The following is a 16,781-nucleotide window of genomic DNA, read 5'->3' as shown; positions in this document are numbered from 1 at the left end:
CTTCTACACAGATTCAAAATAGAGAGGTTGTTATTTATGGTTCGTAACGATTTGCGCAACGTCGCCATTATCGCTCACGTTGACCACGGCAAGACCACGCTGGTGGACGCCATGCTGCGTCAGAGCGGCGCATTCCGCGACAATCAGGTCGTGGCAGAGCGTGTCATGGACAGCGGTGATATCGAGCGTGAGCGCGGCATTACCATTCTGGCCAAAAACTGCTCCTGCACCTATAAGGGTGTCAAGATCAACATCGTCGATACTCCGGGCCACGCCGACTTCGGCGGCGAGGTCGAGCGCGTTCTGAAGATGGTCAACGGCGTTCTGCTGCTGGTGGACGCCGCTGAGGGCTGCATGCCCCAGACCCGTTTTGTTCTGCAGAAAGCTCTGCAGCAGAACCTGAGCCTCGTGGTCGCCATCAACAAGATCGACCGCCCCGATGCCCGCATCAAGGAGGTCATCGACGAGGTGCTGTACCTGCTGATGGATCTCGGCGCTACCGATGAGCAGCTCGACTGCCCCATCCTGTTCTGCTGCGGCCGTCAGGGCACCGCAAGCCTTGACCCGGATGTGCCCGGCACCGACCTGATCCCCCTGTTCGACACCCTGCTGAAGACCATCCAGCCGCCGGAGGGCGACCCCGATGCTCCCTTCCAGATGCTCGTCTCCTCTGTGGACTACAACGAGTTCGTGGGCCGCATCGGCATCGGCCGCATCCAGAACGGCATTGCCAAGGTCGGCGAGGAAGTGCAGGTCTGCGACTGGCACAACCCCGACCTGAAGATGCGCGGCCGCCTGACCAAGCTGTATGACTTCCAAGCCAACGGCCGCCAGCCCTGCGACAACATCACCGCCGGTGATATCGTCGCCTTCTCCGGCCTGCCCGATGTCACCATCGGCAACACTCTGTGCTCCCCTGCTCAGGTGGAGCCGCTGCCCTTCGTGAAGATCAACGACCCCACCGTGGAGATGACCTTCTCCGTCAACGACAGCCCGCTGGCCGGCCGTGAGGGCAAGTTCGTCACCAGCCGCCAGATCCGCGACCGTCTGCAGAAGGAACTGCTGAAGGATGTCGCCCTGAAGGTGGAGGATTCCGCCACCACTGATTCCTTCCGTGTCATGGGCCGTGGCGAGATGCACCTGTCCATCCTGATCGAGACCATGCGCCGCGAAGGTTACGAGCTGCAGGTCTCTCCCCCGCACGTTCTGACCAAGGTCATCGACGGCAAGACCTACGAGCCTATGGAGCACGTCGTCATCGATGTTCCCACCCAGTATCAGGGTGCTGTCATGACCGGTCTGGGCCAGCGCAAGGCCATCCTGCAGCAGATGGAGTCTCTGGGCACCGACCGTGTCCGTCTGGAGTTCCGGATGCCCAGCCGCGGCCTGTTCGGCTACCGCAACCAGTTCCTGACCGATACCCACGGCGAGGGCGTCATCAACCAGATCTTTGACGGCTACGACGTCTGGGCTGGCATGATCGCCAACCGCTCCACCGGTTCTCTGGTCAGCTTTGAGACCGGCGAGGCCGTCACCTACGGCCTGTTCAACGCGCAGCAGCGCGGCACCCTGCTGGTCGGCCCCGGCGAGAAGGTCTACGAAGGCATGGTCATCGGCTACACTGCTTCCGGCGAGGATGTGGATGTCAACGTCTGCAAGACCAAGCACCTGACCAACACCCGCGCTTCCGGCTCCGACGACGCTCTGCATCTGGTGCCCATCAGCAAGCTGAGCTTGGAGGGCTGCTTGGAGTTCCTCGCACCCGATGAGCTGCTGGAAGTCACCCCGGAGAACCTGCGCATCCGCAAGCAGATCCTCAACCACGACCAGCGCATGAAGGCCAAGAGCAAGCTGAAGTAAGCTCTTCCCTTCCCAAAACGCATTTACGGCACTGTAAGCCCACCGGCTTGCGGTGCCGTTTTTTGTGTTTGTCTGCCTTTCTATTTGCAAACCGGCTCCCTTCCCTGTATAATAAAGAAAACTCCATCTCACAGCGGCTCTGTGCCGCGTGAAAGACGCCAACAGGGAGGTTTTGTTATGAACGACATCATTCAGGCCATGGAGACCCGCCGGAGCATCCGGCAGTTCAAGCCCGACATGCCCCGCAAGGAAGATCTTCAGCAGATCATCGAGGCCGGTCTTTACGCCGCCAACGGCAGAGGCCGACAGGGCGCGATCATTCTGGCCGTGACCAACAGAGAACTGCGCGACAGGCTCTCCGCCCTGAACCGCGAGATCGGCGGCTTCCCGGAAGGCAAAGACCCCTTCTATGGTGCCCCAGCGGTCCTCATCGTGCTGGCAGACAAGAGCTGCCCCACCGGCATCTACGACGGCAGCCTCGTCATGGGCAACCTGATGCTGGCCGCACACGCGCTGGGTCTGGGCAGTATCTGGATCCACCGCGCCAAGGAGGAGTTCCAGCGCCCGGAGTACAAGCAGCTGCTCAAAGACCTCGGCGTCGAGGGCGAATGGGAAGGCATCGGCCACTGCGTCGTCGGTTCCATCGATGGCGAAGCCCCGCAGCCCGCACCCCGCCGGGACGGCCGGGTGTTCTGGGCTGAATAAGCAAAGCACAAAAAAGGAACGGCATACCAGACGGTGTGCCGTTCCTTTTTGTGCTTAATTTGCCGCGTAGGCGCTGCCGGGGGTCCAAGCGTTCGCGGCGGAATATTGCGCGTGGTTGCGCAGGTAAGTGACCCATGCGCCGTAGCCGTTGCCCGCCGAGAAGTGGACGCCGTCCGGCGCGGCAAGGATCTCTTTCAGGCTGCCCTCGCCGTCGGCAAAGGTCTCCCACAGGTCGAGGTAGACACAGCCCTTATCGGCGGCCATCTGGGCCAACTGCTCGTTGACCGAGCGGAGGACGTCCGAGGCAAGGCCGGGCTTCTCCTCCGCAGCCGCCGGGCGGACCGGCGGGATGGACTGGACGTAGATCACGCAGTCGTCGCCAAGGGTCTGGCGCAGCAGGTCAAGCATCTGGCCGTAATAGGCAAGGAAGCGGTCCGCCGCGCCGAGGGTGGTCAGGGTGTTGGTGCCCAGCAGGATATAGAGCTTTTTCGACCGGGCTGCGGCCAGCACGTCCAGCGCGATCTCCTCGCCGCGGGTGGAACTCTTGACGGCGCTGCGGTTGACGATGGCATCCGGGCCAACGCCGGTATAGCCGCAGATGAGTGCGCCGCCGAGGTTGATGCTGTAATCCGAGAAGCCAACCGTCAGGCTGTCGCCGAGGAAGGCCGCATCGGAGAAGTAGCTCAGATCGACCTGCCCGCACGCGGGCTGACGGATCACGCTGCTGTCATAGGCTTTGACGCTGTAGGCCCCGGCGGTCTGCCGGGCTGGACCGAACTGTTCCAGCGTGACGGCAGCGGCTCCGGCATTCCCGGTGCTGTCCGCGCTGCCCTCCGTGCCGGATTCCCCGGCGGCGCTGTTCGCCGCGCCCTGCATAGGCAGCGGGGCCAAGATGTTTTCCGCCATGCCGCTGGACGTAACTTCCTGCGCCTCCTCGCTCTCCTTCTGGCCGTTTTCAAGGATGGCCGTGATGGCCAGCGACAAGATCAGGATGGCCGCAATGACCCCCGCCAGCCGCAGCCCGAAACCGGCCCGGCTGCGCTTTGCGCGGCTGTGCGCCGAATGATACTCGTGTGAAATTCCCATCGTCGATCCCCTTGCCTTTTTCTATCATTACGGGTAGTATCCCCGAAAAATTGCACCTCATCCCGGATTGGCTCCGTTTTTTGTGCCATATGCCCATTATTGTATCACAATTTTTTTGCCTACGCAACCAATCAGGTCTTGCATACAACAGACGAATGGGTTACAATAGAAGAGAAGCAGGAATTGTGCCGTTTTCATCGAAGTGCTTGCACATCCTGCATTCTTTTTGTACGACTTGCGGCGTACGGCCGCGTCCCGCTCCGGGAGCAGTGCAGGGCATCCGGAGCCCAAACGGGGTGCAGCCGTCCGTTTTGCGGGATGTTTCAATCGTTTTTCGGATAAGAAGGAGGTTCTTCATGGCAAAGAATGTCATCATCGGCCAGTCGGGTGGCCCTACCGCCGTCATCAATTCCAGTCTGGCTGGCGTGTACAAGGCCGCATGCAGTCTGGGTGCCGATAAGGTCTACGGAATGCAGTACGGCATCGAGGGTCTGCTGAAGGAAGAGATGGTGGAGCTGAACGTACTGTTCGGCGACCGTATGAGCATCGAGCTGCTCAAGCGCACCCCGTCCAGCTATCTGGGCAGCTGCCGCTACAAGCTGCCCGACCCGGAAGCAGACCCCGCCCCGTTCATCAAGCTGTTCACCTTATTTGACAAGTACGATATCTGCGCGCTGTTCTACATCGGCGGCAACGACTCCATGGACACCATCGCCAAGCTCAGCCGCTACGGCGCCAAGGTCGGCAGCAGCGTCCGCTTCATCGGCGTGCCCAAGACCATCGACAACGACCTGTGCCTGACCGACCACACCCCCGGCTACGGCTCGGCGGCCAAGTACATCGCCACCATCCTGAAAGAGGTCATCCGGGACTCCTCCGTCTACAACATCCGCAGCGTGACTGTGGCCGAGATCATGGGCCGCCACGCGGGCTGGCTGGCCGGTGCGGCCTGCCTTGCGGGCGGCGACGACTGCGAAGGCCCCGACCTCATCCTTCTGCCGGAGGTTCCCTTCGACCCGGACAAGTTCCTCGCCAAGGTAGACGAGCTGCAGAAGAGCAAGTCCAACGTCATCATCGCAGCCAGCGAGGGCGTGAAGACCGCCGACGGTACCTACCTGTGCGATCTGGTCTCCACCGCCGGCCAGCTGGACGCTTTCGGCCACAAGGCCATCCTCAGCGGCACCAGCCGCTACCTGTCCGACCTCATCCACGACAAGCTGAACTGCAAGAGCCGCGCCATCGAGTTCTCGACCTTGCAGCGCTGCGCCAGCCATCTGGCCAGCCGCACCGACGTGAACGAGGCCTATGCGGTAGGCGGCGCAGCGGCGGCGGCGGCCTTTGCGGGCGAGACCGGCAAGATGATCTCGCTCAAGCGCATCTCCAATTATCCCTATCAGTGCATCACCGAGGCTGTGGATGTCCAGCAGGTCGCGAACCTTGAAAAAAAGGTTCCGCTGGATTGGATCACCCCGGACGGGATGCAGGTCACGGCGGCGTTCGAGGAATACGCCCGCCCGCTGATCTTGGACGAAGTGACGCCTGTTTACGTTAACGGCACCCCGCGCCACATCCGCCTGTAACCTCCGGTTTATTCCTCTCCCCCACAGTCTGTTTTCGTGCTCCTGCACGATAATATAAAGCCGAAACAGAAGAAAAGGAGAAATCATCATGGGTAAAAATGCAATCGTTGGCCAGTCCGGCGGCCCTACTTCCGTCATCAACGCCAGTCTGGCGGGGGTCTTTGAGAGCTGCAAGAACCGCGGCGCACAGGTCGTTTACGGCATGTGCAACGGCGTGGCCGGTCTGCTGGAGGAAAACGTCGTAGATCTCTCGAAGTATCTGACGGACGACCTCGACATCGAGCTGCTCAAGCGCACGCCGTCCAGCTTCTTGGGCAGCTGCCGCTACAAGCTGCCCGATTGGCACGACGATGAGGCCGTCTATAAGAAGCTGTTCGCCATTCTGGAGAAGCTGAACATCGGCTATTTCTTCTATATCGGCGGCAACGACTCCATGGACACCATCGGCAAGCTGGCCGATTACGGCAACTGCATCCAGAGCGACATCCGCTTCATGGGCGTGCCCAAGACCATCGACAACGACCTGATGGTTACCGACCACACCCCCGGCTACGGCTCCGCCGCCAAGTACATCGGCGTCGTGATGAAGGAGATCATCCGTGACGCCACCGTGTACGGCACCAAGTACGTCACCGTGATCGAGATCATGGGCCGCAACGCTGGCTGGCTGACCGCTGCCGCTGCGCTGGCCAAGAGTGACGACTGTGAGGGCGTGGACATGATCTGTCTGCCCGAAGTGCCCTTCAACGTGGATCACTTCGTCGAGAAGGTCCGTGTGATGCAGGAGAAGAAGCCCAGCATCGTCATCGCCGTTTCCGAAGGTGTCAAGCTGGAGGATGGCCGCTACGTCTGCGAGCTGGCCGACGATGTGCACGCAGTGGACGCCTTCGGCCACAAGGCCCTGACCGGCACCGCCCGGTATCTGGCCAATGTGGTGGCCCGCAACCTCGACACCAAAACCCGCAGCATCGAGCTGTCCACCCTGCAGCGCTGCGCCGGTCACCTGACCAGCCGCACCGACATCACCGAGGCCTATCAGGTCGGCGGTGCTGCCGCCAAGGCTGCCTTTGAGGGAGTCACCGGCCAGATGGTCGCCCTGAAGCGCATCTCCAACAACCCCTATCAGTGCACCACCGAGCTGCACCCCATCAGCGAAGTCGCCAACCTCGAAAAGAAGGTCCCGCTGAGCTGGATGAACGAGAATCACACCCAGATGACCGACGAGTTCCTGAACTACGCTCGTCCCCTCATTCAGGCTGAGCTGACTCCGCTGTACATTGCCGGTCTGCCCCACCACATTTACATGAAGAACTCCAAGTAATTTCTGTTATAGGCATAGCAAAAGCCCGTCCGAGTTTTGGCCCGGACGGGCTTTTTGTTGTTTTGGTCACACCGTTGTCTCAACGCGGGGTGCGCCGCCAGCGATCTCCTCGGCGGTCAGGGGCTTGGCCGGGGCGGCGGGCGTTTTCAGGCGCTCCTTAGCCACGGCCAGCATCAGCTTGATGCGGTTTTCCTGATTGACCTTGGTGGCGCTGGGGTCGTAGTCGATGGGGGTGATGTTTGCTGCCGGGTAGAGGGCGCGGATCTTGTTCACCATGCCCTTGCCGACGATGTGGTTGGGCAGACAGCCGAAGGGCTGGGCGCAGACGATGTTGCCGTAGCCGCCCTGCACCAGCTCGATCATCTCGGCGGTCAGCAGCCAGCCCTCGCCCATCTTGGCCCCCAGCGAAATGATGCCATGGGGCTTTTCCACCAGCTCCTTGAAGGGGCCGGGGGCGTAGAATCCGGCGTCGGAGGTCGCTTTCAGCATGGCGCGCTCGACGCTGTCCAGCCAGTTCAGGAGCTGGTCGGTGCCGACCTTGACGGCCAGCTTGCCGCCGTAGAGGACATGATCCTCGCCCATGTTGAAGATGCAGTACTGCACAAAGCCCATCAGGCCGGGGAAGTTGACCTCGCAATCCTGACTTTCGAGGAACTTTTGCAGGTCGTTGTTGCCCAGCGGGCTGTACTTGACGTAGATCTCACCGACGACGCCGACCTTGACCTTCGGCACGCGGGTGACGGGGATGGACGCAAAGTCCTTCGCGATGAGGGGGAAGGTGTGCTTCATCTCCTTGGAAGTGAAGCCCTTGCCCGCCAGCAGGACGCGGCCCAGACGCTCGACCCAGAGATCTACCATCTTGTCGGCGCTCCCCTTCTCGTTTTCGTAGGGAGCCACCTGATTGCGCAGGGCGCAGAGCATGTCGCCGTAGAAGACGCACGCCAGCGCACGCCGGGCCAGCGGCAGGGTCATCTGGAAGCCGCTGTCCTTCTCCAGACCGGAGAAGTTCAGGCTGGCAACGGGGATCTGCGGGTAGCCCGCCTTGACCAGCGCCTTGCGCAGCAGATGGATGTAGTTGGATGCACGGCAGCCGCCGCCGGTCTGGGTGATGAGCAGGGCCGTGTGGTCGAGGTCGTACTTGCCGCTGTTCAGCGCATCAAGGAACTGGCCGATGACCAGCAGCGCCGGGTAGCAGGTATCGTTGTGGACGTATTTCAGGCCCAGCTGCGCCACAGCGCTGCCGCAGTTGCCAAGGATCTCACACTTGTAGCCGTCGTACTTCAGCGCGTACCCCAGCAGACGGAACTGGGTGATGGCCATATTGGGGATGAGGATGGTGTGGGTCGCTTTCATCTCCGGGGTAAATTTCGGATAGTTGTATTCCATAGGTTCATCTCCTATCCTCGTCGCGCTCGTCCAGCGCCGCAAACAGGCTGCGCAGACGGATGTTCACTGCGCCGAGGTTCGTGATCTCGTCGATCTTGAGCTGAGTGTAGAGCTTGCCGCCCTCCTGCAAAATTTCGCGGGTCTCGTCGGTGGTGATGGCATCGACGCCGCAGCCGAAGGAAACGAGCTGGACAAGATCCATGTCCTTCTGGGTGGTGCAGTATTTGGCCGCTGCGTACAGGCGGCTGTGGTAGGTCCACTGGTTCAGCACGCTGGTGGGGAACTTTTCCACCCGGTTCGAGATGCTGTCCTCGGTGACGACCGCTGCGCCGTGGCGGGTGATGAGGCGGTCGATGCCGTGGTTGACCTCCGGGTCCACATGGTAAGGGCGGCCCGCCAGCACGATGATCCTCTTGCCCTCGCGGCGGGCAGTGTCGATGATCTCGCTTCCCTTGACGCGGATCTGCGCCATGTGGGCCTCGTGCTCGGCGTAGGCGGCATCTGCGGCCGCCTGCACTTCCTTCTCGGAGATGCCGCCGAAATACTTGGGCAGCACCTCTTTTGCCATTTTATGTACGAAGTCCTTCGGGCGATGAATGCCGACGTAATCGTAAATGAACTTCTGGCCCTCCAGCTCCGGGCAGTTGCCCGCAAGGACCTCCGGGTAATAGGCGACCACCGGGCAGTTGTAGTGGTTGTCGCCCAGACCCTCGTCGAAGTTATAGGTCAGGCAGGGGTAGAAGATGGCGTCCAGCTTCATCTGGCTCAGGGCCTTGATGTGGCCGTGGCTGAGCTTGGCCGGGAAGCAGGCGGTATCGCTGGGGATGGTAGCCTGACCGGCCAGATACAGCCCCCGGCTGGACACCGGGCTGGTGTGGACAGCAAAGCCGAGCTTGGTCCAGAAGGCGTGCCAGAAGGGCAGCATCTCGTACATGTTCAGGCAGAGCGGGATGCCGATGGAGCCGCGCTTGCCGGGCACCGGCTTGTAACCGGCCAGAAGCTGCTGCTTGTAGGCGTACAGGTTCAGGCTGTCGTCCTCGCTCTTGCCGGTCACGGGCTTATCGCAGCGGTTGCCGGAGATGAACTTGCGGCCATCCGCGAAGGTGTTCACGGTGAGCTGGCAGTGGTTGCCGCAGCCGCCGCACTTGACGCTGACGACCTTCTGGTCGAAGTGTTCCAGCTCCTCTTGGTTCATCATCGAAGACGCAGTCCGGCCGCTCTTTTTGCTCTGGCGAAGGCCGAACAGGGCCGCGCCGTAAGCGCCCATCAGGCCCGCGATGTCGGGGCGGATGACCTCGACGCCCATTTCCTTTTCGAAGGCGCGGAGGACGGCCTCATTGTAGAAGGTGCCGCCCTGCACCACGATCTTCCGGCCCAACTCTTCGGGGCTGGAAGCGCGGATGACCTTGTACAGCGCATTCTTGACGACGCTGATGGACAGGCCGGCGGAGATGTTCTGGATGGATGCGCCATCCTTCTGCGCCTGCTTGACCGAACTGTTCATGAAGACGGTGCAGCGGCTGCCCAGATCCACAGGGCGGTCCGCAAACAGGCCCAGCGCCGCGAACTCCTTGACGTCGTAGCCCAGCGCCTGTGCGAAGGTCTGCAAGAAGCTGCCGCAGCCGGAGGAGCACGCCTCGTTCAGGAAGATGTTGCTGATGGCCCCATCCTCGATCTTGAAGCACTTCATATCCTGTCCGCCGATGTCGATGATGAAATCCACGTCCGGCATGAAGTATTTGGCGGCGGTGAAGTGGGCCACCGTCTCCACCAGACCGTAATCGCAGCGGAAGGCATTCTTGACCAGCTCCTCGCCGTAGCCGGTGGTGGTCACGCTGGCCACCTGAAGGCCGGGATGCCCCTTGTAGATCTTGACGAGCTGTTCCCGGATCAGGGGCAGCGGGTTGCCGAGGTTCGGCTGATAGTTGGTGTACAGGATCTGGCTCTTTTCGTCCACGACCACCAGCTTGACGGTGGTGGAACCGGAGTCGATGCCGATATGGACCGGGCCGCACTGTGCGCTGAAGGGCACATGCGGCACGCTGTGGGACATATGGCGGGCGTGGAACGCCTCATACTCCTCCTTGGTAGCAAAGAGCGGCGGCTCGCTGGCGTAGGTGGCGGTGGCGGAATACTCATCCAGCGCCTTGGCCACGTCGGAAAGGCTGAACGCCTTGTCCGCGTAGAGGGCAGCGCCCAGCGCCACATAGAGCAGACTGTTCTCCGGGCAGGTGCCGGTAACACCCAGCGCCTCGTCGAAGCTCTTGCGCAGCACGGTGCTGAAGGTCAGCGGGCCGCCCAAATAGAGGATATTGCCCTTGATGGGGCGGCCCTGTGCCAGACCGGCGATGGTCTGGTTGACCACGGCCTTATAGATGCTGGCCGCGATGTCCTCCGTGCGGGCGCCCTGATTGATGAGGGGCTGGACGTCGCTCTTGGCGAAAACGCCGCAGCGGGAAGCGATGGTGTAGGTGCGCTCGGCCTTTTCGGCGGCCTTGTTCATCTCATCGGCGCTCATCTTCAGCAGGGTGGCCATCTGGTCGATGAAGGCGCCGGTACCACCGGCGCAGCTGCCGTTCATCCGAACTTCGGTGCCGTTGGTCAGGAAGAGGATCTTTGCATCCTCACCGCCCAGCTCGATGACACAATCCGTTGCCGGAACGAACTGCTTGACCGCCACGCGGGTGGAGAACACCTCCTGCACGAAGGGCACGCCGCAGCTATCGGCCAGACCCATGCCCGCCGAGCCGGAGATGCTCAGCAGGGCTTTCTGCCCATGCAGCTGCTCGTCGTCGATGCGGCGCAGCAGCTCCTGCGCCTTTTCCAGAATGTGACTATAATGGCGCTCATATGTCGAATATAAAATCGCATCGTGTTCATCCAGCACCACGCATTTGATGGTAGTGCTGCCGATGTCAAGACCTACTCTCACGTTTTTCTTTCCTCCTGAAAGACGATTCCTACCAGTTTTTATGCAGCAGACTTTTCGTCTGATCTTTGCCAAAAATTAGTTCGTTAGCGAATCATTCATTCGGTTCGCATACAACTGTATTATAACCAAAACCGTCGGAACAATCAATTAGCATACCCCATTTTACACGCAAAAAATAGTATTTTCCGCTCATAAAGTTAAACATTTTGTTAATTTCACAGAACTTGCGGCATCTTTTTCCAGCAAATTAACTAAGATTCTTTACTCTGTGTGTTTTTTGCCCCGGACAAAAACTCCCCCGCAAGCGGGTGCTTGCGAGGGAGCTGCGGTTTTGGTTGGTTTTGCTGCAGGTATGAAAATGCGGTTCAATCCGACAGCGGTGTTTTGCGGGTGAGCAGATAGAGTTCCCGGCGGAGCTGGTGCTGCAATGCGGTGGGGGTCCTGTCGGCGGAGGAGCGGAACTCGACCGTCGCTTCGATGGGGACGGGCCGGGCGGGCAGCGGGAGCTTCAGCTCCGCGCGGGCCCCCTGCGGGCTGCGGGGCAGAAGCGCAAGCTCCCAGCCCAGTTGGCGGCAGTACCGGCGGCAGAGCAGCAGCCCCGCCTGTGCCCCGCCCAGAAAGCGGCGGCGGTTTTCCAGCCAGCTTTCGCCCTCCGGCAAACCACAGCCGTCATCCTCCACGAAGAGGGTGACGTCCTGCTCAGTCCTGCACAGCCCCACGGTGATGCTGCCGCCGGGGGCGACGGCATGGAGGGCGTTGGAAAGCAGATGGAAGCAGATCTGCTCCGCCATGGCCCGGTCACCCCAGACGAGGCACTGGGTCAGGCCGCCGCAGTCCGCCCGAAGGGTCGTGCCGCACTGAGCCTTGATCTCCTCCTCCATCCGGGCCATCTGGCTGACCAGTTGGCAAAGGTCCAGCGGGAGCTTGTGCAGCGGCTGCTCCGGGGCGGAAAGCTCCATCACTTCCCGGAACGTCCGTTCCAGCCGGGCCGACTCCACAGCCATGTCGTCCAGCGCCTGTGCGGCGCGGGAGTCGGCGGCCGGGGCAAGGTGCATCTGCAAATACTCCCGGTTCTGGTCCATCAGGCGCAGTGAGTGCAGAAATGCCGTTTCCAACTGTTTTTGCGGAAATTCCGCTTCTCCCTGCCCCTGCCTGACCATAGTGCCGACCTCCTTACAGATGCTCCCGTTTCACGATGCCCTGCCGCAGCACGGTCCGCTGCAGCGAGTAGATCAATTTTCCCGTCGTGATCTTCATCCCGGTGAGGCTGTTTTCGGCCTTGTAGCGCTCCCAACCGGAGGGGGCCCGCGTTTCGAGCCCGTCGATCATGCGCCGCAAGCCGCTGTCCACAGCGGCCACCGTGATATGATATTCATCCGCGACGCCCCGTAAGATTTCTTTGCGGAGCGCCAGCTTTCCATCGGCTGAACAGGCGATCTGTAACGCCAGCGTCAGATATTCGCAATTGGTGTTGGGCTGCGGGATTCCCCACTGCTCATACAGTTGGATGCAGAAGCGCTCGATCCGGGTGGAGTTCTGGCCGGGGACCCCCAAAAGCCCCCGCATCAGGTCTTGCAGATGACCGTGTTCGATGCAGAACATCTTCCGGCTGCGCTTCAGGCAGGATGTAGTGTGATCGTCGTACCAGCCATCCCCCTGCAAAAGCAGCGCCGGGCGGTTGGGCAATTGGTTCAGCCGCTCGATGAACGTCAGGCTGTCCATGTCCTCCAACTGGCCGCTCAGTACCAGCACATCGAAGCACCACGCTTTCCGCAGCGCTTCCAGCACCGGTTCCCCGCTTTGGAAACAAGTGCACGAGATCGCCCGGCTTTGCTCCTCCAGATAAAATTTCCGGACCCGGAGTTCCCGTTCGTCGTAGCTCATCAGCGCGACGCGCATGCCCGCCGCCTCTCGTTCACTGCTCACGCGCGGTGCCTCCTCTCGGTGCGGCCGCCAGCGCCGGGAGATGATCCGCAATCACATCGTCCCACTGCTCCGGCTGCACGGCATTTTCATAGAGATACTGCAGCAGCCGATACCCCTTTTCCGGGTCCAGCGGAACCAACATGCTGACCCGCTGTTCCTGCGCTCCCTGCCGGGCCAGCGTCAGTTGACAACTGCCCTCGGCGGCCGCATCCAGCGAGTAGACCAGCGTATACGCGGTCTGATAGCCCTTGATCGACGAAAACTGCCGAATCAACGGGGCATATGCTCGTTCCATAAAAGATTCCTCCTTGCTGCGTTCCTTCCTGTACCTTATTAGATACAGGTTTTCATTCTTATTTTATAGAGCAGACAAGAAAGATTCAATCCCCTAAAAAGCGTTAAAATGTGTCGTTTTGCCCCAGATTTTCGCCTTGTTTTTCACGTTTCAGCGTACTTCGACAAAGAAAAGCCGATGGAAAAGCCTTTCGTACTTTCAGAATACCATCTTTTCGCTGCAATTGCAAGAGGGAGTTATTTCTTTGTCCATCGTCGAAAAATTCTTTCATTGTGTCAAACTTTCCCAACCGAAAATGGAACAAGAAGCAACGATTTGTTCACATTCGTCTGATAGAATAGAGTGATTTATCTTCAGCGTTTACAGAAAGGCAGAATCCATGCTTCAACTCAAAAAGATCCACAAGGAGTACAAGACCGGCGATCTTGTGCAGACGGCCCTTGACAAGGTCAGTTTGAACCTTCGCGACAGCGAATTCGTCGCCATCCTCGGCCCCAGCGGCTCCGGCAAGACCACGCTGCTGAACATCATCGGCGGCTTGGACCGCTACGACAGCGGCGACCTCATCATCAACGGCATCTCCACCAAAAAGTACACCGACCGCGACTGGGACTCCTACCGCAACCACACCATCGGCTTCGTGTTCCAGAGCTACAACCTCATCCCGCATCAGACGGTGCTGGCCAATGTGGAGCTGGCCCTGACCATCTCCGGCGTTTCGGGGGCCGAGCGGCGCCGCCGGGCCGCCGAGGCGCTCCAAAAGGTCGGCCTCGGCAACCAGCTCCACAAGCACCCCACCGAGATGTCCGGCGGCCAGATGCAGCGCGTGGCCATCGCCCGCGCCCTCGTCAACAACCCCGACATCCTGCTGGCCGACGAGCCCACCGGCGCGCTGGACAGTGAGACGAGCATTCAGGTCATGGAGCTGCTGAAGGAAGTGGCCAAGGACCGCCTCGTGGTCATGGTCACCCACAACCCGGAATTGGCCCAGCAGTACGCCACCCGCATCGTCAACCTGAAGGACGGCGTCATCCTCTCCGACACCGCCCCCTATGAGCCGGACACCTCCAAGCTGTCCCCGCCGGTGCATAAGAGCATGGGCCGCTCGTCCATGTCGCCCCTCACCTCACTGGGCCTGAGCTTCAACAACCTTTTGACCAAAAAGGCACGCACCCTGCTCACAGCCTTTGCCGGTTCCATCGGCATCATCGGCATCGCCCTCATCATCTCGCTGTCGGCGGGCGTCAACCAGTATATCGACGACACCGAAAAGTCCACCCTGTCCGAATACCCGCTGCAAATTTTGAGCAGCGGCATGGACCTGACTTCCCTGTTCACCTCCGGCGCGCCGAGTTCCAGCTCCAGCACCACCACGGAGGAGGGCATGGTCCCGGTGCGGCAGCTCATCACCCAGATGGTCGCGGGCATCACCTCCAACGACCTGAAGTCCCTCAAGGCCTATCTGGAAAGCAGCGACTGCACCATCGCGGAGGATGCCACCTCCATCGAGTATTCTTATAATGTGCAGCCCCAGATCTACCGGGAGAACGCCGACGGCACCGTTCGTCAGGTGAACCCGGACTCCTCCCTCGCCTCGCTTGGCATCAGCTCCACCAGTTCCTCCAACGACATGATGTCCTCCATGATGAACACCAGCGTCTTCTACCAGCTGCCGGAGAGTGCGGAGCTCTATAACTCCCAGTACGAAGTCAAGGCGGGCCGCTGGCCGGAGAACTACAACGAGTGCGTGGCGGTCCTCGGCGCGGACGGCACCATCACCGATTATGCGTTGTATGCCCTCGGTCTGCGGGACAACGCCGAACTGGACAAGATGATCAAGCAGTTTGCCCAGAACCAGAACGTCGATGTCCCCTCGGACTTCAAAACGTACCGATACGATGACTTTATCGGCATTGAGTTCAAGCTTGTGAACAGCGCCGACCGCTATCTGCGGGACGACGAGCACAACGCTTGGGTGGACAAGTCCGACGACAAGGACTTCCTGAAAGACCTTGTCGCTTCCGGCGAGTCCCTCACCGTCGTGGGTGTTGTCCAGCCGAAGGAAGATGCCTCCGCGGCCATGCTTTCTTCCGGCATCGCCTACCCCGCTTCCCTGACCCAGCACGTCATCGCCAGCGCCGCCGATTCCCCACTCGTGAAGGATCAGCTGGCCAACCCCTCCATCAATGTGATGAACGGTGAGCCCTTCGGCACCGAAAAGGCTTCCGCCTTTGATATGGCCTCCCTGTTCAGCATCGATACCGACCAGCTCAAGAGCGCCTTCCAATTCGACACCAGCAAGCTGAACTTTGACCTGAGCGGTGCGTTTGACCTCGACAACGGGTCGGTGGATTTCAGCCAGCTGCTGAACCCCGACGACTTCCAGCTCGACATGGACCTGACCGAAATGCCCGACATAGACATGAGCGCCCTGACTGACATCTTCGCCAACATGGACCTTTCCATTTCGGAGGATAAGATTCAGGAGCTGGCCCACAAAGTCCTCGTAGGCTACAAGGATTACGTCATTGGCAACGGCATCCTGAACCTGAACAAGATCAGCTTCTCCCAGTACCTCAAGAGCGACGCCTTCAAGACCCTGATGAACGGTGCCATGAGCGATCTGTTCGATCAGGACGAGCTGCAGGCGCAGTTCTCGGAGGCCATGCAGAAGTCCATGTCCACCATTATGGAAAACTATTCGTCCCAGATCACCGAGACGCTGCAGACCCAGCTCGGTGCCGCTATGCAGACGGCCATGACGCAGGTGATGGCACAGATGGGCCAGAACCTCCAGAGCCAGATGCAGCAGAGCTTCGCCCAGCTGGGCAGCCAGATGGAAAGCGCCCTCAAGATCGACGCTGAGGCCTTCCAGAATGCCATCAAGGTGAACATGACCGAGGACGATCTGACCGACCTGATGAAGTCGGCCATGCTCTCCTCCAACGCCACTTACGACAGCAACCTGCAGACGCTGGGCTACGCCGACCTCGACGACCCCAGCCAGATCAAGATCTACCCGCAGAACTTCGACCACAAGGCCAGCGTCGTGGCCAAGCTCGACGCCTACAACGACAACATGAAGGCGCAGGGCGCTGAGGATAAGGTCATCCAGTACACCGACGTCGTCGGCACCCTGATGACCTCCGTGACCGAGATCATCAACATGATCTCCAACATGCTGGTGGCCTTCGTCTCCATTTCGCTGGTGGTCTCCTCCATCATGATCGGCGTCATCACCTATATCAGCGTCCTCGAACGCCGCAAGGAGATCGGCATCCTGCGCGCCATCGGTGCGTCCAAGCGGAACATCTCCGAGGTGTTCAACGCCGAGACCTTCATCATCGGCCTGTGCTCCGGCGTGATGGGCATCATTCTGAGCGAGATCCTGCTCATCCCCGGCAACATGATCATCCAGAAAGTTTCCAACGGCACCAACGTGGTGGCCCGTCTGCCGCTGAGCGCAGCCCTCGTGCTGATCGTTCTCGCCACCGTGCTCACCATCCTCGGCGGCTTCATCCCCGCCAAGGGTGCCTCCAAGTCCGACCCCGTCAAGGCTCTGCGGTCGGAGTGATCTCTCCCTCAGATCCACAAAAAAATCCCCGCTGGCAGATGAAATGAACCCCAAAAGTTAGACAAAAATCAAATTAAGCGGCCCCAACGGTCTGAATCCTGTACTGCACAGGGCTC

At 60.3% G+C, this 16,781-nt stretch carries 11 protein-coding genes; 5 read left to right on the top strand and 6 right to left on the bottom strand.

Going from position 1 to position 16,781, the window contains the following annotated elements; translation table 11 throughout:
* The first annotated feature begins 36 nt into the window (after positions 1–36).
* Positions 37–1,860, top strand: coding sequence for a translational GTPase TypA (typA, locus tag C4N23_RS13145; RefSeq protein WP_097838855.1), 1,824 nt, complete (start codon positions 37–39; stop codon positions 1,858–1,860).
* Positions 1,861–2,037: 177 nt separating this feature from the next.
* Positions 2,038–2,565 carry a nitroreductase family protein gene (locus tag C4N23_RS13140; protein WP_112146564.1) on the top strand — a complete coding sequence of 176 codons (528 nt, stop codon included), beginning with the start codon at positions 2,038–2,040 and terminating at the stop codon, positions 2,563–2,565.
* Positions 2,566–2,619: 54 nt separating this feature from the next.
* Here the strand turns inward: C4N23_RS13140 and C4N23_RS13135 are convergent, their stop codons facing one another.
* Positions 2,620–3,651 carry a GDSL-type esterase/lipase family protein gene (locus tag C4N23_RS13135; RefSeq protein ID WP_112146562.1) on the bottom strand — a complete coding sequence of 344 codons (1,032 nt, stop codon included), beginning with the start codon at positions 3,649–3,651 and terminating at the stop codon, positions 2,620–2,622.
* A gap of 356 nt (positions 3,652–4,007) precedes the next feature.
* Between C4N23_RS13135 and C4N23_RS13130 the strand changes: the two genes are divergently transcribed.
* Together C4N23_RS13130 and C4N23_RS13125 are read left to right on the top strand one after the other, a co-directional pair.
* The gene (locus C4N23_RS13130) at positions 4,008–5,231 is read left to right on the top strand and encodes a 6-phosphofructokinase (protein ID WP_112146560.1); all 1,224 of its coding nucleotides are present in this window, start codon (positions 4,008–4,010) and stop codon (positions 5,229–5,231) included.
* A gap of 88 nt (positions 5,232–5,319) precedes the next feature.
* Positions 5,320–6,552: a 6-phosphofructokinase gene (locus tag C4N23_RS13125; protein ID WP_055191446.1), complete on the top strand. Its 1,233-nt coding sequence runs from the start codon at positions 5,320–5,322 to the stop codon at positions 6,550–6,552.
* Between the two features lie 66 nt (positions 6,553–6,618).
* Here the strand turns inward: C4N23_RS13125 and C4N23_RS13120 are convergent, their stop codons facing one another.
* From C4N23_RS13120 to C4N23_RS13100, 5 genes are all read right to left on the bottom strand, one after another.
* Complete coding sequence (locus C4N23_RS13120; protein ID WP_112146558.1) at positions 6,619–7,938, bottom strand: 2-hydroxyacyl-CoA dehydratase; 1,320 nt, start codon at positions 7,936–7,938, stop codon at positions 6,619–6,621.
* A 4-nt stretch (positions 7,939–7,942) separates the two neighbouring features.
* Positions 7,943–10,870, bottom strand: a complete 2,928-nt coding sequence (locus C4N23_RS13115) for an acyl-CoA dehydratase activase (protein WP_112146556.1) — start codon at positions 10,868–10,870, stop codon at positions 7,943–7,945.
* Positions 10,871–11,235: 365 nt separating this feature from the next.
* Entirely contained in the window at positions 11,236–12,030 is a 795-nt protein-coding gene (locus C4N23_RS13110; RefSeq protein WP_112146554.1) for a sensor histidine kinase, read from the bottom strand.
* 13 nt (positions 12,031–12,043) lie between these two features.
* A complete protein-coding gene (locus C4N23_RS13105; RefSeq protein ID WP_112146552.1) occupies positions 12,044–12,796 on the bottom strand; it encodes a response regulator in 753 nt (250 codons plus the stop codon).
* On the bottom strand, positions 12,786–13,091 hold the full coding sequence (locus C4N23_RS13100) for a hypothetical protein (RefSeq protein ID WP_242983804.1): 306 nt from the start codon (positions 13,089–13,091) through the stop codon (positions 12,786–12,788). The genes C4N23_RS13105 and C4N23_RS13100 overlap by 11 nt, the downstream gene beginning before the upstream one ends.
* A gap of 379 nt (positions 13,092–13,470) precedes the next feature.
* Between C4N23_RS13100 and C4N23_RS13095 the strand changes: the two genes are divergently transcribed.
* Positions 13,471–16,665 (top strand): ABC transporter ATP-binding protein/permease, encoded by a 3,195-nt coding sequence (locus C4N23_RS13095; protein ID WP_112146549.1) that lies wholly within the window; start codon positions 13,471–13,473, stop codon positions 16,663–16,665.
* The last annotated feature ends 116 nt before the right edge of the window (positions 16,666–16,781 follow it).

Origin of the sequence: Faecalibacterium hattorii (assembly GCF_003287455.1) — a bacterium.
Taxonomy (GTDB): domain Bacteria; phylum Bacillota; class Clostridia; order Oscillospirales; family Ruminococcaceae; genus Faecalibacterium; species Faecalibacterium hattorii.
Note: the sequence above shows the minus strand (reverse complement) of the source record. Positions and strands in the feature narration are given on the sequence as shown.

What these genes read in the sequence shown, in the direction of transcription:
- C4N23_RS13120 (WP_112146558.1), bottom strand. Translation starts at nt 7,938, where the DNA reads ATGGAATACAACTATCCGAAATTTACCCCGGAGATGAAAGCGACCCAC.
- C4N23_RS13135 (WP_112146562.1), bottom strand. Translation starts at nt 3,651, where the DNA reads ATGGGAATTTCACACGAGTATCATTCGGCGCACAGCCGCGCAAAGCGC.
- C4N23_RS13125 (WP_055191446.1), top strand. Translation starts at nt 5,320, where the DNA reads ATGGGTAAAAATGCAATCGTTGGCCAGTCCGGCGGCCCTACTTCCGTC.
- C4N23_RS13095 (WP_112146549.1), top strand. Translation starts at nt 13,471, where the DNA reads ATGCTTCAACTCAAAAAGATCCACAAGGAGTACAAGACCGGCGATCTT.
- C4N23_RS13140 (WP_112146564.1), top strand. Translation starts at nt 2,038, where the DNA reads ATGAACGACATCATTCAGGCCATGGAGACCCGCCGGAGCATCCGGCAG.
- C4N23_RS13100 (WP_242983804.1), bottom strand. Translation starts at nt 13,091, where the DNA reads ATGGAACGAGCATATGCCCCGTTGATTCGGCAGTTTTCGTCGATCAAG.
- typA (WP_097838855.1), top strand. Translation starts at nt 37, where the DNA reads ATGGTTCGTAACGATTTGCGCAACGTCGCCATTATCGCTCACGTTGAC.
- C4N23_RS13110 (WP_112146554.1), bottom strand. Translation starts at nt 12,030, where the DNA reads ATGGTCAGGCAGGGGCAGGGAGAAGCGGAATTTCCGCAAAAACAGTTG.
- C4N23_RS13130 (WP_112146560.1), top strand. Translation starts at nt 4,008, where the DNA reads ATGGCAAAGAATGTCATCATCGGCCAGTCGGGTGGCCCTACCGCCGTC.